The sequence below is a fragment of the Pandoraea sp. NPDC087047 genome, from assembly GCF_044745225.1.
GTDB lineage: Bacteria > Pseudomonadota > Gammaproteobacteria > Burkholderiales > Burkholderiaceae > Pandoraea.
Genome location: NZ_JBIUZU010000005.1, coordinates 174,258 through 199,079 on the forward strand (window position 1 = coordinate 174,258; position 24,822 = coordinate 199,079).

Here is a 24,822-nt window from a genome sequence, read left to right on the forward strand (position 1 = left end):
CGGGGCTGTGACGGGCGTTCCAGGGACCGGCACGCCGATTGGCGGGCGTGCGGTGCGTGGCCTACAATGTCGCCACAAGTCTTCCTGTGTGCCGCCCCATGTTGCTCGCTCAACGTCTCCCGCTGTATTTCCGACTCGTTCGTCTCGACAAGCCGATCGGCACCGTGCTGCTGCTATGGCCGACGCTCTCGGCGCTGTGGATCGCGTCGAACGGACATCCCGAGCTGTTGCTGATCGCAATCTTCACGCTCGGCACGTTCCTGATGCGCTCGGCGGGGTGCGCGATCAACGATTACGCCGACCGCGACTTCGACAAGTACGTCAAACGCACGAAGGAGCGCCCCATCACGTCGGGGCGCATCCGTGCGTGGGAAGCGGTGGCCGTGGCCGCCACGCTCGCGCTCGTGAGCTTCCTGCTGATCCTGCCGCTCAACGCGCTGACCAAGTGGCTCTCGATCCCGGCGCTGTTCGTGGCGGGGACTTATCCGTTCACCAAGCGCTTCTTCGCGCTGCCGCAGGCTTATCTCGGCGTGGCGTTCGGCTTCGGCATTCCGATGGCCTTCGCGGCCGTGCAGGATCAGGTGCCGGTGATCGCGTGGGTGCTGCTGCTCTCGAACGTGTTCTGGTCGCTCGCTTACGACACCGAATATGCGATGGTCGATCGCGACGACGACCTGAAGATCGGCATCAAGACGTCTGCCATCACGTTCGGACGTTTCGACGTGGTCGCCGTCATGCTCTGCTACGCCGGCGCGCTCGGCATTCAGGCCGCCGTGGGCGCGTATCTCGGCTTTGGCTGGCCGTTCTGGCTGGGCATGGCCGTGGCGGTGAGCTTCGCCATCTACCACTACTTCCTGATTCGCGGGCGCGAGCGTATGCCGTGCTTCGCCGCGTTCCGTCATAACAACTGGCTCGGTGCTGCGGTCTTCGCGGGCATTGCCGGTCACTATCTGCTGACGGCGCAGGCATAGGCACGGGGCGGGCGCTTTCTCGCTTCGCTAACCCAAAAGACAAACGGACCGCATGCGGTCCGTTTGTCTTTACAGCACTTGCCGGTGTGCCCGGCGAGGGGGCGTCAGGCGTCGCCCAGCTCGTCGCCGAGCTCCTTGGCGCGGCTGTTGGCGGCTTTCACCCCGCGCACGATGGCGGCCTTGATGGCGTCGTTCTCGAACGAGGTGAGCGCTGCGAAGGTGGTGCCGCCCTTGGACGTCACACGCTCGCGCAGCACGCTGGCCGGTTCGGTGGAGTCTGCTGCGAGTTGCGACGCGCCGGTGAACGTGGCGATGGCGAGCTGGCGTCCCTGCTCGGGCGTGAAACCGAGTTCCTGCGCGGCTTGCTCCAGCGCTTCGATGAAATAGAACACGTAGGCCGGGCCGCTGCCGGAGATGGCGGTGACGGCGTCGAGCTGGCTTTCCTTGTCGACCCACACGATCTCGCCTGCCGCGCTCAGCACGTTTTCGGCGCGCTTGCGCTGGTCCGAATCCACGCCGGAGAGCGCGATCAGACCGGTGATGCCCTTGCCGATCAGCGCGGGCGTATTCGGCATGCAGCGCACGATCTGGTTGTGGCCGCCGAGCCAGCGCGCCAGATCGGACGCACGAATGCCCGCAGCAATGCTGATGACCAGTTGACCGTTCAGATGCGGCTGAAGGGCTTGTGCGACGTCCTTGAGGACCTGCGGTTTGACGGCCAGCACGAGCGTGTCGTAGTCGCGCAGGCGGTCGTTGGGCGCGCTGGCGGTCTCGATGCCGTGTTGCTTGACGAGACCGTCGCGGGTCGATTCGTTGACGTCGATGGCGAGAATGTCGCGCGGGGCCGTGCCGCGCTTGACGAGTCCGCCGATCAAGGCGTTGGCCATATTGCCGCCGCCGATGAATGCAATTCTCATAACCATCCTTTGCGTTGCGTATGTCGTAACCATGACTGCTGCACGTGAGTGCTTGCGGTAGCGCGTCGCCATGACGCGCTCACCGCGTGGGCATGCGCTTATCAGGCCCGGGAGCCGTAATCGCGTGCGCCGAAAATTGCGGTGCCAATGCGCACCATTGTCGCACCCTCTGCCACGGCGGCTTCCAGATCGCCCGACATGCCCATCGAGAGGGTGTCGAGCGGCAGGCCGTCGGCGCGTAGCGCATCGAACAGGGCGCGCACTGCGCGCAACGGCTCGCGCTGGCGGGCCGGATCGTCTTCCGGTTCGGGAATCGCCATCAGGCCGCGCAGTTGCAGGTTCGGCAGGGCGGCGATGGCGCGCGCGAGCGCGGGCACCTCTGCCGGGCTCACGCCGCTCTTGCTGGTTTCGCCGCTGATGTTGACCTGCAAACAGACTTGCAAGGGTGGCAGATTGGCCGGACGCTGCGCACTCAGACGCTCCGCGATCTTCAGACGGTCCACGGAATGCACCCAATCGAAATGCTCCGCCACCGGACGTGTCTTGTTGCTTTGCAGCGGGCCGATGAAATGCCACTCCAGCGATTCGCCACCGACCGTTTCACCGGCCAGCGCAGCCATCTTGTCGAGCGCTTCCTGCACGTAGTTCTCGCCGAAGGCGCGCTGGCCGGCGGCCAGGGCGTCGCGAACGGCGTTGGCGCCGAAGGTCTTCGAGACGGCGAGCAAGCGCACGCTGCCCGCCGGACGGCCGGCGTCGGCGGTAGCGCGGGTGATCCGGGAAAGGACGTCGTCGAGATGGGCGGCGATGGTCGACATGAGGCGGTTCGGCGGGGGCGGCAGGTTCAGCAGATTCAGCAGGTTGGGGCTTCGATGAAACGGCGTCGTCGGCGCGGCGATGCGCCGCAACGGCCCGGGCAATACCTGAGATACCCGGCTAACGATTATAGCTGTGCTCGCACCGGAGGTGCTACCCGAGAAAAAACAAGGTGCTACCCGTGCCGGAGGCAACCCGAACCGCCGCCGTGCGCGCCTTGTGGCAGACTGCGCGGATGCAGACATCCACAGGGAGCCAGAGATGAGCGCAAATCCGCAGCGCGTGTACGATTTTTCCGTCCGGACGCTGGCCGGCGAGTCCGTCGACCTCGCGCAGTATCGCGGCAAGGTGCTACTGATCGTCAATACGGCGAGCGAGTGCGGTTTCACACCGCAGTACGCCGGTTTGCAGACGCTCTACGAACAACTCGGCCCGCGCGGCTTCGAAGTGCTGGCGTTTCCGTGCAATCAGTTCGGCAAGCAGGAGCCGGGCGATGCGCAGGCCATTCGCAGCTTCTGCGATCTGCGCTTTCACGTGACATTTCCGATGTTCGCCAAGGTCGACGTCAAAGGGCCGGACGCTGCGCCGCTCTACAACTACCTCACGCAGGAAAAGCGCGGCGTGCTGGGGACGAAGGCCATCAAGTGGAATTTCACGAAGTTTCTCGTCGATGCCTCGGGCAACGTGGTCGAGCGCTATGCCCCGACCGTGAAGCCCGAAGCCATCCGTGCGGACATCGAGAAGTTGCTGAGCGCTTAGTCCCCGAATCGTTGGACGAGACGGCGCAAGCGGCGGGCCAGTCGCGAACTGGGCTGGGCGCGGTCGTCGTCCCGACACACAATGTGCGCGCCGGCGCCGCTGGCCAGCGTTATCCAGCCCGGCGTCTGCACTACGTACACCTGTCCGGCCGCGAGCGAGACGGTCGTGCGTGAGAGGCTCGCAGCAAGCCAGCGCGGCGCGAGCGTCAACAGGACGACACCTTCCCTGACGTGAAACACCGTGCCCCGGCCCACATAGCCGTGGAAGGACTGACCGCGCGCCAGTGTGAGCGGCGTAGCTTCGGCGGCACGGGCGGCGGTGCGTGGCTCGACCACACGCTCGCCGGACGACACCGCATCGCCGCGATCTCGCGCGAGCAAGATATCGGGGGATAACGAGGGCGCAGGGTGCTTTGCCATGATGGACTCCGGGGCGTTGAACAGATGGCTACAGCGTATCGGCCGGCGGATAGCCCCGGTAGGCACACAGTGGCGCGGTTTCCCCCGTAACAGATGGGCGTTGGATGATCTGTTACGATCGCAAATCGTCGAATCTGTATCTGTTATGGTCGTGGGCAATGCCCGATCATCTGCGCATGGACGCTGTCGCTCTCACCCCCTCCGCTCCCGCTGTGACCCCCGCGGCTTTGGATTCGGCTGTCTCTGACGAGATGTCGTCAGTGCCGCCAAGTGCGACGCTTCGCGCCGCCCCCGAGGAGCGCACGCCGCTCTACCGCCAACTCGCCGACCACTACCGTCAAGCCATCGAAGCGGGCACGCTCGTGCCGGGCGCGCGCATGCCCAGCGTGCGTGCGCTCATGGAGCGGCATCAGGTCAGCCTGTCGACGGCGTTGCAGACGTGCCGGCATCTGGAGGCGCAGGGCGTGCTTGAGGCGCGCCCGCGCTCGGGGTATTTCGTGCGCACGTCGGCCCGTGCGAGTCTCGTGCCGGTGGCCGAGCCGCGCCCGTGGGTGCCCGATCTGATGCAGTACGTGGGCATCAACCAGCGCGTGTCGTCGATCCTGGCGCGCGGGCTTCAGGCGGATGCGAAGATCAACCTCGCCGTGGCGCACGGCTCGGCGTCGCTATATCCGGTCAATGAATTGCGGCAGGCAACGATCCGGGCGCTGCGCGACAACCCCCTGATCTACGGTACGCCGCCGCCCGGTGGCGGCGATGCCCGTTTTCGCTCGGTCATTGCCCGGCGTGCGCTCGAAGCGCGTATGAACATCAATCCGGAGGAGATCGTCGTCACGCACGGCTGCATCGAGGCGATCAACCTCGCATTGCGGGCCGTCGCCAGTGTGGGCGACGTGGTCGCGGTCGAATCGCCGACGTACTACGCGTTGTTGCAGACGCTGGAGAGCATGGGCATGCGGGCGCTCGAAATTCCGACGAGTCCGCACACGGGCATCTCGCTCGACGCGCTCGAACTGGCGAGCCAGACCTACGACAACATCAAGGCCGTCATCGTCGTACCGCATTTCCAGAATCCGCTCGGATCCGTGATGCCGGATACGCACAAGGCGCAGCTCGTGAAGTGGGCGGCGTCGCGCGGCATTGCGATCATCGAAGACGACACGTACTCGGCGCTCGGCGACGACGGTAATATGCCCGCGGCCATCCGCTCATGGGACTCGACAGGCAACGTGATTCACTGCGCCTCACTGCACAAGACATTGGCGCCGGGCATGCGGCTTGGCTGGATTGCGGGCGGCAAGTGGCAGTGGCGGGTGGAGATGCTGAAGTATGCGCAGACGCGTCCCAACGAAGCGCTCGCGCAGATGGCGATGGCGGAGTTCATGGATTCGCCCCGCTACGATCGTCACCTGCGGCATCTGCGCACGCAGTTGCGCGAGCATCGGGCATTGATGGCCGAAGCGATCGCGACCTATTTCCCGGCAGGCACGCGTCTGACACAACCTGCCGGCGGCCTGAGTCTGTGGGTGGAAATGCCGGGCGGCGTGAGTTCCGAGAAATTGTTCGACGCGGCCCTGGCGAAAGGGATTCGTGTCGCGCCGGGCTGTCTCTTTTCCAACTCGGCGCGTTACGACCACTTCCTGCGCATCAACGGCGGGCAGCCATTCACCCGCGATGTCGACAAGGCGGTGCGTACGCTTGCTGCGGAGCTCACGCGTTTGCTGGACGCGAACGGCTGAGGGCCGACCCCGGCCGTTCGCGCGGCCGACCGCTCAGAACTCCGGATACATCCGTCCCGGATTGAAGATGCCGGCGGGATCGAACACCGACTTCAGATTCCGGTGGATGCGCATGACCGGCGCGGGCAGGGGCGTGAACACGCTCACGCTCGGCTCGCCGTAGCGGAACAGCGTGGCGTGCCCGCCATCCTGTCGCGCGGCCGAGCGCACGATCTGCGCATCGGCGTCGGTAATCCACCAGCGCTGTGCACCGCCCCATTCGATGAGTTGCTTGCCCGGCAGGCGATGCGGTTCCGCGGTGGACGGTACGGCCAGACGCCAGAGCGCTTGTCCCGGTCCTGCGTCTGCGAAGAAGTTGTCGGTCTGCTCGCGAATGGCGTGCCAGAACTTCGCCGCGTGAATGGCATCGACGAGCTCGCCGCCCATCTTCACGCGCGCGGCCTTGATCGCCGCAGACGCGCCCGCCAGACGAATCACCAGCAAGTCGCTGCGCCACGCACTGCCGGTAATCGGCAGCGGTTGGCCGCCCCATTCGTTGAGTTTGCGCACCGCGTCGATGGCGTTCATCTCGAACTGCAATGTCAATTCGGCGAACGGTTGCGGCAGCACCTTGAGCGAGACTTCCAGAATGAGGCCCAGCGTGCCGAGCGAGCCGGCGAGCATGCGCGAGACGTCGTAACCGGCGACGTTCTTCATCACCTGTCCGCCGAAGTTCAGCACGTGAGCGCGTCCGTCCATCAGCTTGGCGCCGAGCACGAAGTCGCGTACGGCGCCCACTGCGCTGCGACGTGGCCCCGCCAGTCCGGCCGCGACCGCACCGCCAATGGTCGCGCCCGGCCCGAAGTAGGGCGGCTCGAACGGCAGCAACTGATTACGCTCGGCGAGCGTGGCTTCGATCTCGGCCAGTGGCGTGCCGCAGCGCGCGGTGATTACCAGCTCCGCCGGGTCGTACGCGACGATGCCGTTGTAGGCACGCGTGTCGAGCACGTCTCCGACGCGTTGCTGGCCGTACCAGGCTTTGGTGCCGCCGCCGCGAAGCTGAAGCGGCGAACGGCGAGCGGTGGCGTGTTCGATGACGGCGCGGAAATTCTCGAGAGTGTCGTTCGTGTCGGTCATCAGCTCGGTTCGGGCGGCGGTGTCGTGTCGGAATGATAAGGCCCCAGTTCACTGCCGCAATGCTTGCAGTAGCGCGCGTCGGGGTCGTGTCCTTCGGTCTGGCATTGGCCGCAGGTGCGGGTGGTGACTGCCTTTTGGCGCATGGCGGAATGGATTTCAGCCCCCATGATGCCGGTCGGGATCGCGATCACGCTGTAGCCGAGCAGCATCACGAAGCCGGTGATCGCCTTGCCCAGCCCGGTGACGGGCACCACGTCGCCATAGCCGGTGGTCGTGAGCGTGACGATAGCCCAGTAAATCCCGACGGGAATGCTCGTGAAGCCATGTTCCGGCCCCTCGATAATGTGCATGAGCGTGCCGAAGATCACCACGATGATCGAGATGAACCCCAGAAACACGAGGATCTTGCGACGTGCGTTGTACAGCGCAATGCTGAGGATGCCGGCTTCGTTCACGTAAGCGGTGAGCTTGAGGATCCGGAACGCGCGCATCAATCGCAGCAAACGCACGTCGATCAGCCCATGCAGTTCCGGCACGAGAATCGCGAGATAGGTCGGCAGGATCGCGAGCAGATCGATGAGACCGTAAAACGACAAGGCATAACGCATCGGCCGATGCGCGCTGAGCAAGCGTGCGACATACTCGGCCGTGAAGAGCAGCGTGAAGAACCACTCCAGAATGGCCATCGGCAGCGGCATCGCGGCCTGTACCGCGGGCACGCTGGAGATCACCACCACGAGCACCGACAGCACGATGGCGACGAGCAGGGCGATGTCGAACAGCCGACCCTCGCGGGTGTCGGCTTCGAAGATGATGATGTAAAGACGCTGCCGCCAATCGTGTGGCAGCCAATCTGACAGCGGACGCATGTCAGAACCTCGGTAAGTCGGGATGCGGTAGCAGGCCGCCACGCACGTGCAGCTTGCCGTATTCGGCACAGCGCGCGCGTGTCGGAATGCCCTTGTCCGGATTGAGCAGCCCGACCGGATCGAACGCGCGCTTCACGCCGAAGAATGCATCGCGCTCCTCAGCCGAGAACTGCACGCACATCGAGTTGATTTTCTCGATGCCCACGCCGTGTTCGCCCGTAATCGTGCCGCCGAGTTCGACGCACGCTTCGAGAATGTCGGCACCGAACGCCTCGGCACGATGCCATTCGTCCAGGTCGTTGCCGTTGAAAAGAATGAGCGGATGCATGTTGCCGTCTCCCGCGTGAAAGACGTTAATACAGCGCAATCCGTATTGTTGTTCCAGGCCTTCGATGCGTTTGAGTAAAGTCCCAATCGTGCGGCGTGGGATCGTGCCGTCCATGCAGTAATAGTCCGGCGAGATGCGTCCGGCGGCAGGGAAGGCATTCTTGCGGCCCGACCAGAAGCGCAGACGCTCTTCTTCGGTGCGTGAGATTTGCAGGCGTGTCGCGCCCGAGGTGCGCAGCACATGGGAGATGCGCAGGATTTCCTCGGTGACTTCTTCCGGGGTGCCGTCCGATTCGCAAAGCAGAATGGCGGCGGCCTCCAGATCGTAGCCGGCGTGAACGAATTCCTCGACGGCCTGCGTGGCCGGCTTGTCCATCATCTCCAGTCCGGCCGGAATGATGCCTGCCGCGATGATCGCGGCCACCGCGTTGCCGCCGGTCTCCACGTCGTCGAAACTCGCCATGATGACTTGCGCGGTCTGCGCCTTGGGCACCAGCTTGACCGTGATTTCGGTCACGACGCCGAACATGCCCTCGCTGCCGATAAAGACCGAGAGCAGATCGAGCCCCGGCGCATCGGGGCCGAGCGAGCCGAATTCGATGGCTTCGCCCGACATGGTGATGGCCCGCACCCGCAGCACGTTATGCACCGTCAGCCCGTACTTCAGGCAGTGCACGCCGCCGGAATTCTCTGCGATATTGCCGCCGATGGTGCAGGCGATCTGCGACGACGGATCGGGCGCGTAATACAGCCCGTAGGGCGCTGCGGCTTCCGAGATCGCCAGATTGCGAACCCCCGGCTGCACGGTCGCGGTGCGCGCATAGGGATCGATTTCGACGATCTTCTTGAACTTCGCGAGCGAGAGCACGAGCCCGTCCGAGATGGGCATCGCGCCGCCCGACAGGCTCGTGCCCGCGCCGCGAGGGACTACCGGGATGCCGAGTTGATGGCAGGCCTGCAAGATGCGCTGGACCTGCGATTCCGACTCGGGCAGCACGACGGCGAGCGGCACGCGGCGATACGCGGCGAGGCCGTCGCACTCGTAGGGCGTGGTGTCCTCGCGCCGATGCAGGATGCAATGCGGCGGCAGGATCTGGCCGAGCGCGTCGAGCAACTGACGCTGACGCATCGCCAGGGCATCGGCATCGGTGCCGTCGTTGGGCGCGGCCCCCGCCTGAAGCGGGCCGCGCGGGTCTTGCGGGGTCACAGGCGCGTTCATGCGGCGCTCAGCCAGCCGCACGCAGCCGGAAAATCTTGCCCGGATTGAGCAGATTGTGCGGATCGAGCGAGGTCTTGATCGCACGCATGACATCGATGGCGTCTTCGCCATGCTCGGTCACGAGAAAGCCCATCTTGTGCAGGCCCACACCGTGTTCGCCGGTGCACGTACCGCCCATGCGGATCGCGCGCTCGACAATGCGCTGGTTCAGACGCTCCGCTTCCTCGATATCTTCCGGCTTGTCCGGATCGATCAGGATCGCCACGTGGAAGTTGCCATCGCCGACATGGCCCACGATCGGGCACGTCAGATAGGAGCCTTTCAGGTCTTCTTCCGTCTCGCCCACGCACTCCGCCAGCCGCGAGATCGGCACGCAGACGTCCGTCGTGACTGCGCGGCAGCCCGGCTGAAGCTGGAGCATGGCGAAGTAGGCGCTGTGACGCGCGCTCCACAGACGGTTACGGTCTTCGGTGCGCGTGGCCCATTCGAAGCCGGTGCCGCCGTTGTCCTTGGCCAATTCCTCGACGGTCTGCGCCTGCTCTTTTACCCCGGCTTCGCTGCCGTGGAATTCGAAGAACAGCGTTTGTGTCTCCGGCAGTTCCATCTTGGAGTGCTTGTTGATCGCACGCACGGCCAGCGCATCGACGAACTCCACGCGTGCCACCGGCACCCCCAACTGAATCGTCTGAATGGTGCAGTTCACGGCGTCCGTCATGCTGGGGAACGAGCAGATCGCGGCCGACACGGCTTCAGGCTGGGGATACAGACGCACCGTCGCTTCGGTGATGATGCCCAGCGTGCCTTCGCTGCCGACGAACAGGCGCGTGAGGTCATAGCCTGCCGACGACTTGCGCGCACGCGTGCCGGTATGGATCACGCGCCCGTCGGCGAGTACTACGGTCAGTGCCAGCACGTTCTCGCGCATGGTGCCGTAGCGCACGGCGTTGGTGCCCGAGGCGCGCGTGGCGCACATGCCGCCGATGCTGGCGTCTGCACCCGGATCGATCGGGAAAAACAGGCCCGTGTCGCGGAGCGCTTCGTTCAGCGTCTTGCGCGAGATACCGGGCTGGGTGGTGACGGTCAGATCTTCGGCGTTGATCGAGACGATCTGGTTCATCTCCGAGAGATCGAGCGACAAGCCGCCTTCGACCGCGAGCAGATGCCCTTCGAGCGAGGAGCCCGCGCCGTAAGGAATGATGGGGACGTTGTATTTGCCGCAGAGCTTGACGATCTGCGAGACCTCGTCGGTGCTGTGCGCAAAGGCGACGGCATCGGGCAGCATCGGATCGAACGGGGACTCGTCTCGGCCGTGATGTTCGCGCAGCGCTTCCTTGGTGCTCACGCGCTCGCCCAGCAGGGCTTGCAGCTCGGTGAGCAGGGCGTCGGGGAACGCACGCTTGGGGGCGAACGGCAGGTGGGGGTGATTCACGGCTTTCTCCTTCGGGTCTCCGGGCTGCCAACGCTGGTGGGCAGTGGCAGGCGCCATATCGGGCGGGGTCTCGGGCGTGCGGTGCATTCCCTGACACCTCATGAGCGGGGATTTTACGCTGTGACGGCGTTTTTCCCCACCCTTTGCGTCATATCATACGGACTTGCCGTGCATCGATGCCATCGGAATTGCCTGAAAAATGAGCAATCCGTGGCGGCACGGTCAATTTCAATCAAAAAGGCAGCTCGCCCGGCGGTTCGATGGAGCGCGGGCGGGCAAGATATGCCGCAAGGGGTAGGTGTCAGAAGATGGGGAATCGTTTGAGCAAGATCGTCACGCGCCAGGGCGACGGCGGTAAGACTGGCCTGGGCGATGGCGCCCGCGTCGACAAGTTCAGTCTGCGCATCGTCGCCATTGGCGAGGTCGATGAGACCAACTCGCACATCGGCGTGCTGCTGTGTGAAGATCTGCCGCCAGACGTGCGCGCCATGCTGCTCGATATTCAGCACGATCTGTTCGATCTCGGCGGGGAATTGAGCATGCCGCGTCACACGCTGTTGCGCGACGCGCATGTTGTCAAACTCGACGACTGGCTGGCGCACTACAACGCGGATCTGCCGCCACTGAAGGAATTCATTCTGCCGGGCGGCACGCGCGCTGCGGCGCTCGCGCATATTGTGCGTACCGTCGCACGCCGCGCCGAACGCGCCATGGTGGCGCTCGGTGCCGAGGAGACGGTGGCGCCTGCGCCGCGTCAGTACGTCAATCGCCTGTCAGACCTGATGTTCGTGCTGGCTCGCGTGCTCAATCGTGCGGGCGGGGGCACCGACGTGCTTTGGCAGCGCGACCGGGCCGGGAGCGAGACGCCGAAAGGCTGACGTCCGCGCTGAAGAAAGGGCGGCTATCGGCTGTTTTTGTCAGCCGTAGCCCTCAGCCACTAGCATTGGCCGAGGGCTATGTCGCCGCCCGTCACATCAGTTACCTGCGCCGCGCGCCAGGCGGCGCGCACGCACGGCGTCGGCCAGCGTGTCGAGCACCTTCAGGCTGTCTTCCCAGTTGATGCAAGCGTCGGTAATGCTCTGGCCGTAGGTCAGTTCCTTGCCCGGCACGTGATCCTGACGGCCCGCCACGAGGTGCGACTCGACCATTACACCGATGATGCGATCGTCGCCACCCGCGATCTGGCGAGCGATGTCGTCGCACACCGGGATTTGGTTTTCGTGTTTCTTCTGGCTGTTGGCGTGCGAGGCGTCGATCATGACGCGTGCGGCCAGGCCCGACTTGGCGATGTCGTCGCAGGCGGTCTGCACGCTCGCGGCGTCGTAGTTCGGCGTCTTGCCGCCGCGCAGGATCAGGTGACAGTCCTCGTTGCCTGCGGTCGACACGATGGCCGAGTGGCCACCCTTCGTCACCGACAGGAAATGGTGGGGCTGCGAGGCGGCCTTGATCGCGTCCACGGCGATCTTCACGTTACCATCCGTGCCGTTTTTGAAGCCGACCGGGCACGACAGTCCGGACGCCAGTTCACGGTGCACCTGCGATTCGGTGGTGCGTGCGCCGATGGCGCCCCACGACACGAGATCGGCGATGTACTGCGGGCTGATCATGTCGAGGTATTCCGTGCCGGCGGGCAGGCCCAGCGCGTTGATCTGCGCGAGCAACTCGCGCGCCAGACGCAGGCCGTCGTTGATCTTGAAGCTGTTGTCCATGTGCGGGTCGTTGATCAGACCCTTCCAGCCCACGGTCGTGCGCGGCTTCTCGAAGTACACGCGCATCACGATTTCGAGCTCGCCCTTGAGCCGTTCGCGTTGTTCGACCAGACGCGCGGCGTATTCCAGCGCGGCCTTCGGATCGTGGATCGAGCACGGGCCGATGATGACGACGAGACGGTCTTCCATGCCGTGCAGCACACGATGAATGGCGCCACGCGAGCGATGGATGAGGTCCGCGCTCTTCTCCGAGCACGGGTATTCGCGGATCAGGTGCGCCGGGGGCGTCAGTTCCTTCAGTTCGCGAATACGGACATCATCGGTGTTGTGGGGAGGCATGTTTTTTCTCCTGGGCAGTTCAAACTGCGGTTCGTTTCTCGGGATTCGGGTCAAAAAAAAACCGCCAGACTCGCTGGCGGTTTTTCAGGATTCGTTCGGTGCTTACTGCTGCAACTGTCCCTCTCCATCCGCCAGCGGTGTGAGATACGCAAAAAAGTAAAAGTAAAACTTATTGGCGGTCATGAAGGATGTCTTGGACATTGCTTTGCAGGCGGTTTGCCGTGCACAGAATCAACTTTATACGCTCAATCGTATGACGCTGCAACCGCATCGACCCGCCGGGCGGTCGAAAAACGCGCGAAATTTTCGCGTTTCACGCGGTTGATTTGCACAAAATAATCGTGTTTTCAGAAAAACATGCGAAATCGCCCGGTTTTGGCCGGGCGCTTTGCTAAGGTTGACGCATTTTTTGCGGTGCGGCATTTGCGCGTATGGCGCGAGGTGCCGCGACAACACTCAGGCCGTACCGCCGACCGTCATGTTTTCCATGCGCAGCGTCGGCTGGCCAACGCCCACCGGCACGCTCTGGCCTTCCTTGCCGCACACGCCCACGCCCGAATCCAGCGACATGTCGTTACCGATCATCGTCACGTCCTTGAGCGATTCCGGGCCGTTGCCGATCAGCGTTGCGCCCTTGACCGGATACGTGATCTTGCCGTCTTCGATCATGTACGCCTCGGACATCGAGAACACGAACTTGCCGTTGGTAATGTCGACCTGACCGCCGCCGAAGTTCACCGCATACAGACCGCGCTTGACCGACGCGATGATTTCCTCCGGATCCTTGTCGCCGCCGAGCATGTACGTGTTCGTCATGCGCGGCATCGGCAGCGCGGCGTACGACTCGCGGCGGCCGTTGCCCGTGACCGGCATCTTCATCAGGCGCGCATTCAGGCTGTCCTGCATATAGCCCTTCAGAATCCCGTCTTCGATGAGCGTGGTGCACTGCGTGCGGTTGCCTTCGTCGTCGATGTTCAGCGAGCCGCGACGGTTCGACAGCGTGCCGTCGTCCACCACCGTGACCCCCTTGGCGGCGACGCGCTCGCCCAGGCGTCCCGAGAACGCCGAGGAGCCCTTGCGGTTGAAGTCGCCCTCCAGGCCGTGGCCGACGGCCTCGTGCAGTAGCACGCCAGGCCAGCCCGGTCCGAGCACGACAGTCATTGCACCGGCCGGCGCGGGGCGGGCATCGAGCTTGACGAGGGCGCCGTCGACCGCTTCCTTGACGTACTTTTCGAGCAGATCGTCGGTGAAGTAGCCGTAGTCGAGACGTGCACCGCCGCCGCTGTTGCCGATTTCGCGGCGTCCATTGGATTCGACGATGACGGTGACCGACACGCGCACCAGCGGGCGCACGTCGGCGGCGATCACGCCGTCGCTGCGCGCGACGAGCACGACATCGTACTCACCGGCCAGACCGGCCATGACTTGCGACACGCGCGGATCGCGCGCACGGGCGAGCTTTTCGACGCGCTCGAGCAGCGCGACCTTGCCGTTGGCATCGAGAGACGCAAGCGGGTCGGAAGGCAGATACAGCCCGTGGCTGCTGGCGGTCGCCAGCTTGCTGCCGACCTTCACGCGCCCGCGACCGGCCGTGGCAATGCTGCGGGTGGCCGCTGCGGCGTCCTTCAGCGCGATTTCGGAGATGTCGTCCGAATAGGCGAAAGCGGTGCGATCGCCCACGATGGCGCGCACGCCGACGCCCTGATCGATCGAGAACGAGCCCGATTTGACGATGCCTTCTTCCAGGCTCCATGCCTCGCTGCGCGTGTACTGGAAGTACAGATCGGCGTAATCCACGCGGTGCGTGAAGATGTCGCCGAGTGCGCGTTGCAGGTGGCTTTCGTCGAGGCCGTACGGCTTGAGCAGCAGCCCGCGGGCTGTGGCCAGGTTCTCGATGGAGATGTCGATGGTTGTCATGCGGTGTCAGGCCAAGGAAATGTATTCGGTAGATGAGGGCGTATTCGGCGAAGTCAACGGGAATCTCAGCCGTTCAGCACGCGATGGCGCCATGCGGGCAGGCTCTGGCGTACGCTGGCGAGCCGGGCAGGATCGATGTCGCCCACGACCACGCCGGCGCCTTCCGCTTCTCGCTGGGCGACGATTTCGCCCCACGGGTCGATCAGCATGGAATGCCCCCAGGTGCGCCGCCCGTTTTCGTGATGTCCACCCTGTGCGGACGCCAGCACGTAACACTGGTTCTCGACGGCCCGTGCGCGCAGCAGCAACTCCCAGTGCGCGCGGCCCGTGGTGTAGGTAAAAGCGGCGGGCACGACCATGAGTGTACAGTCGCCCATGGCGCGGTACAGCTCCGGAAAACGCAGGTCGTAGCACACCGACAGGCCGACGCGGCCGAACGGCGCGTCGAATGTCCGTACGGCCTCGCCCGGCCGGATGGTGCGGGCCTCGTCATAGGCTTCTTCGCCTTTGACGAAGTTGAACAGGTGAATCTTGTCGTAACGCGCGGCAGGCGTGCCGTCCGGCGCGAAGACCAGCGTCGTGTTGAGCACGCGCTCGGGTTCCGGGGCCGCCAGCGGCAGCGTGCCGCCGATCAGCCAGACACCGTGACGGCGGGCCGTCTCGGCGAGAAAGTCCTGAATCGGGCCGCTTCCCGGCGTTTCGCGCAGGGCGAGCTTGTCCGTGTCGCGCTGTCCCATGTAGCAGAAGTACTCGGGCAGCAGCACCAGCCGGGCACCGGCGGTTGCGGCTTCGGCGACCAGTCGGGCGGCTTCGCGCAGGTTTCGCTCGACGTCGGGGGCACTCACCATCTGGGCGGCGGCCACGCGAACGGGTGCGTCTGCTGAGGCGGACGGGGCGGCTGACTTCGTTTCGGGACTCGTCATGTAGTGGCTGAATTCGGCGCGGTGATCGTCTGTGGGTGTCTCTGGGTGTCTCCGAGCGTCGCTGTGCATTTCGATGCCAGGGCGCTCAGTTACCTCGCAGATCGGTCGGCGGGACGTCGTTTTGCGCCTCCGGCCGGGTTTGCGGGGATGCGTCGATCTTACTCTTATTGCTGCTGCCCTGTCCGATGACCGGATTGTCCCAGGAGCCGGTGACGTGATAGGTCGTCGAGAGGGTGCGCGAGAGTTGGTCGCCGAGCGCCAGTTGCGCGAAGAACGAGCCGATGCCCAGCGCCGGGTTGATGATCGCCCACGCCAGCGACGCCGACGCCGCGTTGATCTTCGGCAGCACCAGCACGTTCAGATCCTGTGTCTCGCGCGCGAGGTCGGTGTGGCCGTCGATCTTGATGGTCGCGGCATTGGCGTTGATGGTCAGATCGGTGGTGTTCGCCACGCCGCCTTGCATCGTGGCGTTGCCGTCGATGCTGTCGAAGGGCAGGCCGCTGCCGATCACGCTGTTGAAGTCGAACGTCAGGATCTTGGCGAGCGTCTGCACCGACAGAATGCCCAGCAGCTTGGCCAGCCCCGGGTCCGCTTTCAGAATCTGGCCGCGTTTGAGGTCGATTGCCACGCGCCCGCCGAGCGTCGGGTAATCGATGGCGTCGGGGCCGCCGCGCCAGCCGAAGCGCCCGGACACGGTGCCGGAGCCGTCCTTGAGCGTCTTGGGCAGGCCGAGCCGGTCGAGCAGGCCGCCCGCATCCTTCACGTTGAGATTGAAGTCGAGCACCGTGCGGCGCGGCACGTCGTCGTCGCTGCCTGCGACCGCTGCGCGGCGGCGCGACGTGCGCCAGTTGCCCTTCACGTCGAGCGTGGCGGCGCCATTGCTCAGCTCCAGCTTGGTGAGCTGCCACACCGGCACACCGTCCTCGATATCGTTGTGGGCGTTCAGTTGCAGACGGCCCAGCGGCTTGTTGCGCAGCACGAAGTCGTTCGCGATCACGTCGATGGCCGGGAATTCGTCGCTCGGTTCGTCGAGCACTTGCGTGAGGACATCGTTGCCGTGGTCTTCGCGCGGGATCACCAGCTTGGCCAGACGTGCGCGAAGCAGTCCGGACGGGTTTTTCTCGTCCGGCGCATGCCATTCGGCGAAGCCGGAGACGAGCTCCGAGGCCAGACTGACCTGCCAGTCGCCCTCGTTGCGCTGCGCGCCGACCACCAGTTCCGGCCACTGACGCGAGAGCAGCCGGACTTGCTTGGCATGCAGCGCGATGCGCGTGGGCAGATACGGCGTGAGTGCGCCGAATTCGTCGCGCGCGGCCGCCGCCGTGGCCGCGGACGCAGGCGGTGTGCCCTGCGTGCCCGGTGTCACGGTATCGCTGCCGAGCGAGGCGATCACGCTGCGCCAGGCGTCCACATCGAGCGTGTCGAACTGGGCGGAGGCCTGCACGCCTTCGCGCGGCGCGGGCAGGGGCTGGTTGATGCCGATGCCGCCGCGCAATACGTCGACGTGCGCGCCATTGCGTTGCTGGACGTAGTTGCCTTGCACGCTGCCGATGGCGAAGTCGAGCGTATCGATGCGACGCCCGCCCGGATTCGCTTGCGGACGCATGGTGAAGCGCGCCGGCAGCGAGGTCTCCGCACTCTTGCCCAGCGGCGCCGGCAGGTTCACGGCCAGCCCGGCAAGCGTGGATTGCACTGCCAAGTCCGTCATGCCCTGACGCACCGTGACCGTCGCCGTGTAAGGCGTGCTGCCTGTCATGCGCTTGGCCAGTTGCGCCAGCGTGGCGTTCTCGCGGTTCTCGCGCAGCCCCTGGGCACTCATGGCGCCGTTCACATTCAGCACGATGGTGCCGTCGTCGCGGCTGCCGCCGGAGGCGCGCACATCGCCGCCCAGGAAGGTGCCGCGCAGATTGTCGAGCGAGATGCCGTGCTCGGTGAACGCCAGTTCGCCGTCTACCGCGCCAAAGGTCGGCAGCCCGCTCAGGAGCGTGACGTCATTGCGCAAAAAGCGTGCACGTCCCGTGACCTTGGAGCGGTCGGTGTGTTCGAGCGGCATCGACAGTTGCATGGCGAGTTGCGTGGTGCCGTTCGCACGCGTCTCGTCGGTGAAATCGCCGATCCAGTGCCCGACGGGACTACTGTTCAGATACTTGACGAAGTCTGCGGCGGGGCCGCGGGCATCGCCCTTGAGGGTGAGGACGGAGTCGTCCTGCCCGATGTTGTTGATATCGCCTTGCACCTGCGTGAGCGTCACGCCGTAGACCGAACCGCTGTCGATGGCGATGTGCAGCTTGTCGGCGTCGAAGCGCAGATTGCCGCGCACTTTTTCGAACGCGGGCCACACTTCGGTATGGCCGGGGCGTAGCGGCGAGGGGTTGAACGTCACGTCCACCAGCGGAATGTCGATGCGGAATTTGCCGCCGCCGTGGCCATAGGGGAAGTCTTCGAGATCGCCTTGCACCGCAAACGGCGCGTTCTGCACGGTGCCCGCCATCAACGCGCGTTGCAGATAGTCGCGCACGCTTGCGCCAATGTCGGTCGGCAGATAGCGCGGCACCGCATTGGCGTTCGCGCGCACGATATTGCCCTTCAGGTCGACGATGCCGTTGCCCTTGCCGCCGCTTTGCCACGTGCCGCTCACGTTGCCCGTCAGTTCGGCGTTTTGCAGATGCACGGCGTCAACGCGAACGTTGACGGTTGCCGGCGCATCGCGCTTGGTTGCCGAGTGCGACACGCGCCACGACGCGCGTGCGGTGAGCGCGTCGAGATCGATGCGTGACTGGTCGAAGCGGCCGGGGAAGTCGAGCGTGGCGTTTTTGGCGTCGAGCGAGAGGCTGCCGCGCGTTTGATCGGCTTCGATGTGGCCGCTCAGATTGGCAAAACCGGGGCGCCCGGCATTGGGCGAGCCCGCACGCGCCGGACGCTGACTCGGCTGGCTGTCGATGCCGGCGTTCTCGAAGTCGGCGACAACGTGATAACGCTCGCGCTCGGGCGGCAGTTGCTTGAGCCCCGGCAGGTCGCGCCAGTGACTCGGGCCGTGGGGCTTGGGGGCCTGATAGTTGATGTCGAAATTGGCCAGCCGGCCGCGCGGGCGGAAGCTGGCGAGCGTGTCGCGCGTTGGCTGATCGATGGGCAGCGACGGCACGAGCGCCATGGCCGCGCCGATGTCGAAGCGCTGCCCGGCGAGCGCGACGTGCAGACCGCGCTCGGGGTTGCCGGGCGTGAAGCTGGCGTGCAGATCGGGGACGTCGAGGGTTGGGCGGCCTGTCGCCTGCAAGGTCAGATCGCGGGCGCGCAGGTTCCAGCCTGCGTCGGCCTGCGCGCCCATGCGCGTGACGTCGATGCGGCCTTGCGTGGCGTCGAAGGTGAGCGGTGGCACATTGTCGGCCAGTTGTACCGACGTGTTGGCGCCTGCTGCGCGCAGTGTCGCGCCCGTGATCGTGCCGTTATCGAAATCGACCCAGACCCGCGCGGCGACGCGTCCGCGCGATTCCTTGCCGGGCAGATCGACGTAGCGGGCCAGCTCGGTGAGGTCGAGCGTGCCGACATCGCCATAAATCTGCCCGCGCCAGCGTTTGACCTCGCCGGGCCGGGCGAACAGCGGATTGGTGAATCGCGCGCGGATATCGAGCGGCGCTTCGATGCCCGGCGGCGGATTCGCTTGCATGCCGAAACGATGCTCGAAGCCGCGATTGCGCAGCATCGCGTTGACGTGGGTGACGACGACCTCGGGCACGTCGCGCGTGGTGTCGCGCCAGCGCACGATTCCGTTGCGAACCACCACACGGGACTGACGCATGAGCCAGTCGGCGCCCGTCGTATCCGCTGTCTTGCCGGTCCCGGTAACGGGCATGCCGGCGACGAGAATCGAGCCGTCCGCGCGGCGCTCGACGCTCAGGTCCGGCTCGTACAGCGTGAGACTCGACAGACGCAGATCGAAATGGATCAGGCTGGTCCACGAGAGCACGGCGTCGAGGCGGTGCAGTGTCAGGCTCGGCTCCACGGCCGGCGGCGCGCCGGGCGGCGCGTAGCTCAGCGACGGCAGCGCGGCAGCGGGCGCCGATGCGGCGGATGCAGTGGAACCTGCGACGACGGCGGAAGCAGAAGGGGCCGCGGAAGCGCCGGAAGCCCCCGGGGCGCGGCGCAACGGCGCGACCACGCGGGCAACCGTCGACGCCTTGGGCGGTGTGGTTGGCGCCGGCGGCGTGATGCGCACGTCTTCGAGCGTCAGATAGGGGTGCCAGCCACGCCAGACGGCGTCGATGCGACCGATGGTGACGGGAAGTCCGATGGCGCGCGTGGCCGCCGCTTCGATCTGCGGACGGTAATCGGAGACACGGGGGAGGATGACGTAGCGGGTCGCGAGAATGACGGCGCCAAGTCCGAAATAGACGACGACGGCGAGCGCGAGCAACCATTCCAGACCCAGGCGCAAGCCACGCGGCAGTGACGAGAACCAGGACCGGGTCGCAGTGGGCGAGGCAGGCGGCTTACGGTCGGTCATGCTGCGCGTCTACGAGGTAATGTGGTAGTTTCTGTGGCAAAGACTGTAACACAAGCCCAAGGCCGTCCGAAGGCCCGGCCTTAGGAGAAATAGACAGGTGAACCGGCGTTTCATCGCGCACAGGTAAGCATGCGAAAGTCTCTTCCTCTTCATTCTTCACTCTCATTGCAGACCGGAACCCCGCCAGTGAGTTCACCCGATACCCCGCTCGATATTTCGTCCTATTCGCGCTACGCGGCCCGCATGCTGGCGAGCCGCCCGGCGCTTGCCGAGGCGCTGCCTGCGCTCGCCGAGCATCCCGTAGACGCCCGTTGGCTCGCGCGTCGCTTCGAAATCATTACCGGCACGCTGCTCTCGCCGCCCGAGCAACCCTCGGGCGTTTGCGGCGTGGACGAAGCGGGTCTGGCGCGTGCGCTGCGCGTATTGCGCGTCGAAGCGCTGTGTGCCGTCATGCAGCGCGATCTCGACGCGCGTGCCGAGTTGTCCGAAGTGACCGAGGCGATGACGGCGCTCGCCGAGTTCGCCGTGCAGGCGGGTATCACCGTGCTGTCGCGCGAGCTCGAAGCCATTCACGGCGTGCCGCGCAACGCCGAAGGGGAGCGTCAGACGCTGGGCGTGGTCGGCATGGGCAAGCTCGGCGGGCGCGAACTGAACGTCTCGTCGGACATCGACCTGATCTTCCTGTATGAAGACGACGGCGACACCACCGCTCCCGATAACGTCGATCCGGCCGCGGCGAACCGCCTGCGTCTGCTCTCGAACCACGAATTCTTCACCAAGCTCGGGCGCAAGCTGATCGGCCTGATCTCGGAACTTACACCGGACGGCTACGTGTTCCGGGTGGACATGCGTCTGCGTCCCAATGGCGACTCCGGGCCGCTCGTGTGCAGTCTGCCGATGCTCGAAGAGTATTTCTACGTGCAGGGTCGCGAGTGGGAGCGCTATGCGTGGATCAAGGGGCGTCTGGTCTCCGAGGTCGCGAGCGAGCCGGGCAAGCGCATCGAGCGGCTGCTGACGTCGCTGGTGCAGCCGTTCGTCTTCCGTCGCTATCTGGATTACGGCGTGATCGGCGCGATTCGTTCGCTGCACGAGCAGATTCGCCACGAAGCGGAGCGTCGCGCGCGCGCCAAGCCGGCCCGCATCAACGACATCAAGCTCGGGCGCGGCGGCATTCGCGAAGTGGAGTTCTCGGCGCAAGTGTTCCAGTTGATCCGGGGTGGGCAGGAGCCGGAACTGCGCGTGCGTCCGACGCTTGCCGTGCTGGGCGTGGCCGCGCGGCGCGGCTGGCTGGCGCAGAACGTGGCCGAGGAGCTGGCGAACGCCTATGTGTTCCTGCGCAAGCTCGAACACCGGATTCAATATCTGGACGACGCGCAGACGCACATCCTGCCGTCGCCGGGCGAGGACCGCCTCGCGGTGGCACGTGCGATGGGCTTCCCGGACGAAGCGAGCTTCATGACGGTGCTCGACGAGCATCGCGAATTCGTCGCCGGTCAGTTCGACGAAATCTTCGCCGACAAGGCGGGCGGCGGTGGGCACAAGGGGAGCAAGGGCCGGACGAACGCGTCCGGCACGGGCGATTGCGAATGCCCGCCGGAACTGTGGAGCGAGTGCCTGGCCGACGAGGCGCAAACCGGGGATCTCGGCAATCAACTCACGCGGCTCGGTTTCAACGACGCCGAAGGCGCCCTCGACCGGCTGCGCGCGGTGTGGACGTCGTCGCGCTACAAGGCGCTGGGCGAGACCAGCCGGCGGCGCTTCGATCAACTCGTGCAGCGCGCCGTGGAAGGTGCGGCGGGCACGGACGAGGCCGACGCGGTGCTCGCGCGCATGCTCGATCTGCTCTCGACGATCAGCCGCCGTAGCTCGTATCTGGCGCTCCTTACCGAGTACCCGCGTGCGCTGGAGCGGGTGGTCAAGGTGCTGGCCGGCTCGCGTTGGGCGGCGGGTTACCTGATCAGCCATCCGCAATTGCTCGACGAACTGCTCGACGACGAAGCGCTCGCCGCACCGTTCGACTGGCCCTCGTTCAAGACGCAATTGCTGCTGAGTCTGAACGCGGCGGGCGCGGCAGGCAACGTCGAAGTGCAGATGGATATTCTGCGGCGCGCGCATCACGCCGAAGTCTTCCGCATCCTGCTGCTCGATTTGCAGGGCACGCTCTCGGTCGAGGCCATTGGCGACCGCCTCTCCGAACTGGCGGACATCATCGTCGACGTCACGATCTCGACCGTGTGGCCGCACGTGGCGACGCGTCATCGCGAGGTGCCGCGCTTTTCAGTCATTGCCTACGGCAAGCTCGGCGGCAAGGAGCTGGGCTACGCGTCCGACCTCGATCTGATTTTCCTTTACGAAGACGACGACGACCGTGCGCCCGACGCTTACGCCGCACTTGCCCGTCGTTTCGTGACGTGGCTCACCACGCACACGGGCGCGGGCATGCTCTTCGACGTCGACTTGCGACTGCGCCCGAACGGGCTGTCGGGCCTGCTGGTGACGAACATTGAGAGCTTCCGTCAGTACCAGTTCCGCGAAGGCAATGCCAACACGGCGTGGGTCTGGGAGCATCAGGCGCTCACGCGCGCACGCTTCTGCGCGGGCGACGAGACCATCGGCGCGACGTTCGAGAGCATTCGGGCGCAAGTGCTGGCCACCCCGCGCGAGGCGTTGCCGCTGGCGCAGGAAATCGTGGCGATGCGGCGCAAGGTGCTCGAAGGGCACCCGAATCCGACGAAGCTCTTCGATCTGAAGCACGACCGCGGCGGCATGGTCGACATCGAGTTCACCGTGCAATATCTGGTGCTGCTGCACTCGGGCGCGCATTCGGCGCTGTTGCGCAATGCGGGCAATATCGCGCTGCTGCGCGAAGCGGCCCAACTCGGGCTGATCGACGCGAAGCTCGCCGAGGACGCGGGTGCGGCTTATCGGATTTATCGCAAGCGTCAGCACAAGATGCGGCTCGACGGCGTGGAAGCGGCACGCGTGCCGGCGGCCGATATCGAGACGGAACGCGCCGCGGTGATGGCACTGTGGGATTCGGTGTTCGCGCAGGCCGGAACGGTTTGACGGTTCTGCGGTTCGGCGTCGCTGAAAAGCAAAACGGGCGGTCGATGACTCGCCGCCCGTGGTCGCTATGCCAACAACTGCCAACAACTGCCAATGCCTGCCGGCGCCTATATGTCCATAACGCTCAGAGCGCGAGCATCTCCCGCGCGTGCTTGCGCGTCGTTGCGGTGATTTCCACGCCGCCCAGCATCCGCGCAATTTCCTCGACGCGCTCGGTGCGCCCGAGCGGCTCGATCTCGCTCATCGTCGAATCGCCATCGCTGCGCTTGCTCACGCGCAGGTGCTGATGGCCGAGTGCGGCGACCTGCGGCAAGTGGGTGACGCACAGCACTTGCCGTCCCTGACCCAATTCCCGCAGCAGGCGCCCGACGACCTCGGCGACGGCGCCGCCAATGCCGGAATCCACTTCGTCGAAAATCAACGTCGGCGTGAGGCTCGCGCTGCTGGCGATCACCTGCAACGCCAGGCTGATTCGCGCGAGCTCACCGCCCGAGGCCACTTTCGCTAGTGGCCGCGTGGGCACGCCGGGGTGGCCGGCGACGAGAAACTCGACCGTCTCCAGACCGAACGACTGCGGCTCCGAGGTGGGGCTCAGCGCGACTTCGAAGCGTCCGCCCGGCATCGAGAGGTCCTGCATGGCGCGCGTGACTTCACGCGAGAGCGACGCCGCAGCTTTGGCGCGCGCCTTCGACAGATCCTTCGCCAGCTTGAGATAAGCGGCGTGCGCGGCGTCGGCGGCGGCTTGCATGGCGGCGGTGTCGGCTGACGCGGTCAACTCTTCCAGTTGTGCGCGCCGCTCTGCCAATTCGGCAGGCAATTGATCGGGTGCAACGCGGAATTTGCGTGCCGCCGAGTGCAGCGCATCGAGCCGCTGCTCGACCACGGCCAGACGCTCTGGATCGAGATCGACGCGTTGCGCGTAGTGCGTGAGCGAGTGGACGGCTTCGCGGAGCTGAATTTCGGCCGGTTCCAGCGCGGCGAGCGTATCGGCCAGCCCGGCATCGATCTCCGCCAGTTCGCGGATCTGATGCACGACATGGCCGAGCGAGGGGGCGATGGCGCCATCGGCTTCGGCGAGTGTATCGAGCGCGCCTTGCACACCGTTGATGAGACTCGCGGCGTGCGAGAGCCGGCGATGCTCGGCGCTGACCTCGTCCCATTCCCCGTCCTGCGGGTTGAGCTTGTCGAGCTCGGATGTCTGCCATTCGAGGCGTTCGCGCTCCAGTTGCAGTTCGCGGTCCCGCCCGTGGGCTTCCTCGCAGCGCTTCACGAGACGCCGCCATTCCTTATGGGCGTTCGCCGCATCGGCGGCAAGCCCGGTGGCGCCCGCGTGCGAGTCGAGCAGGCGGCGCTGCGCGTCGGGACGCAGCAGTTGCTGGTGCGCGTGCTGTCCGTGAATGTCGACGAGCATCTCGCCGAGTTCGCGCATTTGCGTGAGCGTGGCGGGCGTGCCGTTGATGAAGGCGCGCGAGCGTCCGCCGGCGTCGAGCACGCGGCGCAGCAGCACGCCGCCATGCTCTTCGAGCGTGAGCGCCTGGGCCTGCAGCCAGGCTTCGAGGTCGGGACGCGCTTCGGCGTCCGCGGCGAACTCAGCGGTGATGTCGGCGCGCGACTGCCCGTTGCGCACCATGCTGGTGTCGCCGCGCTCGCCCATGGCGAGCGCCAGCGCGTCGATCAGAATCGATTTGCCTGCGCCGGTTTCCCCCGAGAAGACGGTGAAGCCCGCGGAGAATTCCAGATCGAGACGATCGACGATCACGAAATCGCGAATCGAGAGACTGCGTAGCAT

The 24,822-nt window shown here is 65.5% G+C and carries 17 protein-coding genes; 5 read left to right on the forward strand and 12 right to left on the reverse strand.

What is annotated here, in order from left to right:
• Positions 1-98: 98 nt before the first annotated feature.
• Complete coding sequence (gene ubiA, locus ACIPHM_RS11070) at positions 99-971, forward strand: 4-hydroxybenzoate octaprenyltransferase (RefSeq protein WP_400327761.1); 873 nt, start codon at positions 99-101, stop codon at positions 969-971.
• A gap of 104 nt (positions 972-1,075) precedes the next feature.
• On the opposite strand, the gene proC is transcribed toward ubiA, so the two are convergent.
• Positions 1,076-1,888 (reverse strand): pyrroline-5-carboxylate reductase, encoded by an 813-nt coding sequence (gene proC, locus ACIPHM_RS11075; protein WP_400327762.1) that lies wholly within the window; start codon positions 1,886-1,888, stop codon positions 1,076-1,078.
• 101 nt (positions 1,889-1,989) lie between these two features.
• Positions 1,990-2,703, reverse strand: coding sequence for a YggS family pyridoxal phosphate-dependent enzyme (locus ACIPHM_RS11080; RefSeq protein WP_400327764.1), 714 nt, complete (start codon positions 2,701-2,703; stop codon positions 1,990-1,992).
• 259 nt (positions 2,704-2,962) lie between these two features.
• On the opposite strand from ACIPHM_RS11080, the gene ACIPHM_RS11085 reads away from it, so the two are divergent.
• Positions 2,963-3,460, forward strand: a complete 498-nt coding sequence (locus tag ACIPHM_RS11085; protein ID WP_400327766.1) for a glutathione peroxidase — start codon at positions 2,963-2,965, stop codon at positions 3,458-3,460.
• Here the strand turns inward: ACIPHM_RS11085 and ACIPHM_RS11090 are convergent.
• Positions 3,457-3,879, reverse strand: a complete 423-nt coding sequence (locus ACIPHM_RS11090; protein ID WP_400327768.1) for a hypothetical protein — start codon at positions 3,877-3,879, stop codon at positions 3,457-3,459. The genes ACIPHM_RS11085 and ACIPHM_RS11090 overlap by 4 nt on opposite strands.
• A 251-nt stretch (positions 3,880-4,130) precedes the next feature.
• Between ACIPHM_RS11090 and ACIPHM_RS11095 the strand changes: the two genes are divergently transcribed.
• Positions 4,131-5,618, forward strand: coding sequence for a PLP-dependent aminotransferase family protein (locus ACIPHM_RS11095; protein WP_400328243.1), 1,488 nt, complete (start codon positions 4,131-4,133; stop codon positions 5,616-5,618).
• A gap of 33 nt (positions 5,619-5,651) precedes the next feature.
• Here the strand turns inward: ACIPHM_RS11095 and glcE are convergent, their stop codons facing one another.
• The 4 genes from glcE to ACIPHM_RS11115 form a co-directional block, all read right to left on the reverse strand.
• On the reverse strand, positions 5,652-6,734 hold the full coding sequence (glcE, locus tag ACIPHM_RS11100) for a glycolate oxidase subunit GlcE (RefSeq protein WP_400327770.1): 1,083 nt from the start codon (positions 6,732-6,734) through the stop codon (positions 5,652-5,654).
• The gene (locus ACIPHM_RS11105) at positions 6,734-7,603 is read right to left on the reverse strand and encodes an ion transporter (RefSeq protein WP_400327772.1); all 870 of its coding nucleotides are present in this window, start codon (positions 7,601-7,603) and stop codon (positions 6,734-6,736) included. Before ACIPHM_RS11105 ends, glcE begins: the two co-directional genes overlap by 1 nt.
• A gap of 1 nt (position 7,604) precedes the next feature.
• On the reverse strand, positions 7,605-9,059 hold the full coding sequence (locus ACIPHM_RS11110) for an FAD-linked oxidase C-terminal domain-containing protein (RefSeq protein ID WP_400328245.1): 1,455 nt from the start codon (positions 9,057-9,059) through the stop codon (positions 7,605-7,607).
• A 97-nt stretch (positions 9,060-9,156) separates the two neighbouring features.
• Positions 9,157-10,578 (reverse strand): FAD-binding oxidoreductase, encoded by a 1,422-nt coding sequence (locus ACIPHM_RS11115; RefSeq protein ID WP_400327774.1) that lies wholly within the window; start codon positions 10,576-10,578, stop codon positions 9,157-9,159.
• Positions 10,579-10,886: 308 nt separating this feature from the next.
• Here ACIPHM_RS11115 and ACIPHM_RS11120 point away from each other — a divergent pair, with 308 nt between their 5' ends.
• Complete coding sequence (locus ACIPHM_RS11120) at positions 10,887-11,456, forward strand: cob(I)yrinic acid a,c-diamide adenosyltransferase (protein WP_400327776.1); 570 nt, start codon at positions 10,887-10,889, stop codon at positions 11,454-11,456.
• 96 nt (positions 11,457-11,552) lie between these two features.
• On the opposite strand, the gene aroG is transcribed toward ACIPHM_RS11120, so the two are convergent.
• The 4 genes from aroG to ACIPHM_RS11140 form a co-directional block, all read right to left on the reverse strand.
• Entirely contained in the window at positions 11,553-12,626 is a 1,074-nt protein-coding gene (gene aroG / locus ACIPHM_RS11125; protein WP_400327778.1) for a 3-deoxy-7-phosphoheptulonate synthase AroG, read from the reverse strand.
• Between the two features lie 456 nt (positions 12,627-13,082).
• Positions 13,083-14,543 carry a metalloprotease TldD gene (gene tldD / locus ACIPHM_RS11130; RefSeq protein WP_400327779.1) on the reverse strand — a complete coding sequence of 487 codons (1,461 nt, stop codon included), beginning with the start codon at positions 14,541-14,543 and terminating at the stop codon, positions 13,083-13,085.
• Positions 14,544-14,608: 65 nt separating this feature from the next.
• Positions 14,609-15,466: a carbon-nitrogen hydrolase family protein gene (locus tag ACIPHM_RS11135; RefSeq protein WP_400327781.1), complete on the reverse strand. Its 858-nt coding sequence runs from the start codon at positions 15,464-15,466 to the stop codon at positions 14,609-14,611.
• A gap of 85 nt (positions 15,467-15,551) precedes the next feature.
• Positions 15,552-19,967, reverse strand: coding sequence for a YhdP family protein (locus tag ACIPHM_RS11140; RefSeq protein ID WP_400327783.1), 4,416 nt, complete (start codon positions 19,965-19,967; stop codon positions 15,552-15,554).
• Positions 19,968-20,153: 186 nt separating this feature from the next.
• Here ACIPHM_RS11140 and glnE point away from each other — a divergent pair, with 186 nt between their 5' ends.
• Entirely contained in the window at positions 20,154-23,033 is a 2,880-nt protein-coding gene (gene glnE, locus ACIPHM_RS11145; protein WP_400327784.1) for a bifunctional [glutamate--ammonia ligase]-adenylyl-L-tyrosine phosphorylase/[glutamate--ammonia-ligase] adenylyltransferase, read from the forward strand.
• A gap of 124 nt (positions 23,034-23,157) precedes the next feature.
• Here the strand turns inward: glnE and recN are convergent, their stop codons facing one another.
• Positions 23,158-24,822: a DNA repair protein RecN gene (gene recN / locus ACIPHM_RS11150; RefSeq protein WP_400327786.1), complete on the reverse strand. Its 1,665-nt coding sequence runs from the start codon at positions 24,820-24,822 to the stop codon at positions 23,158-23,160.

Coding starts and splice junctions, on each gene's coding strand:
- ubiA (WP_400327761.1), top strand. CDS start 99: ATGTTGCTCGCTCAACGTCTCCCGCTGTATTTCCGACTCGTTCGTCTC.
- proC (WP_400327762.1), bottom strand. CDS start 1,888: ATGAGAATTGCATTCATCGGCGGCGGCAATATGGCCAACGCCTTGATC.
- ACIPHM_RS11080 (WP_400327764.1), bottom strand. CDS start 2,703: ATGTCGACCATCGCCGCCCATCTCGACGACGTCCTTTCCCGGATCACC.
- ACIPHM_RS11085 (WP_400327766.1), top strand. CDS start 2,963: ATGAGCGCAAATCCGCAGCGCGTGTACGATTTTTCCGTCCGGACGCTG.
- ACIPHM_RS11090 (WP_400327768.1), bottom strand. CDS start 3,879: ATGGCAAAGCACCCTGCGCCCTCGTTATCCCCCGATATCTTGCTCGCG.
- ACIPHM_RS11095 (WP_400328243.1), top strand. CDS start 4,131: ATGTCGTCAGTGCCGCCAAGTGCGACGCTTCGCGCCGCCCCCGAGGAG.
- glcE (WP_400327770.1), bottom strand. CDS start 6,734: ATGACCGACACGAACGACACTCTCGAGAATTTCCGCGCCGTCATCGAA.
- ACIPHM_RS11105 (WP_400327772.1), bottom strand. CDS start 7,603: ATGCGTCCGCTGTCAGATTGGCTGCCACACGATTGGCGGCAGCGTCTT.
- ACIPHM_RS11110 (WP_400328245.1), bottom strand. CDS start 9,059: ATGCGTCAGCGTCAGTTGCTCGACGCGCTCGGCCAGATCCTGCCGCCG.
- ACIPHM_RS11120 (WP_400327776.1), top strand. CDS start 10,887: ATGGGGAATCGTTTGAGCAAGATCGTCACGCGCCAGGGCGACGGCGGT.
- aroG (WP_400327778.1), bottom strand. CDS start 12,626: ATGCCTCCCCACAACACCGATGATGTCCGTATTCGCGAACTGAAGGAA.
- tldD (WP_400327779.1), bottom strand. CDS start 14,543: ATGACAACCATCGACATCTCCATCGAGAACCTGGCCACAGCCCGCGGG.
- ACIPHM_RS11135 (WP_400327781.1), bottom strand. CDS start 15,466: ATGACGAGTCCCGAAACGAAGTCAGCCGCCCCGTCCGCCTCAGCAGAC.
- ACIPHM_RS11140 (WP_400327783.1), bottom strand. CDS start 19,967: ATGACCGACCGTAAGCCGCCTGCCTCGCCCACTGCGACCCGGTCCTGG.
- recN (WP_400327786.1), bottom strand. CDS start 24,822: ATGCTACGCAGTCTCTCGATTCGCGATTTCGTGATCGTCGATCGTCTC.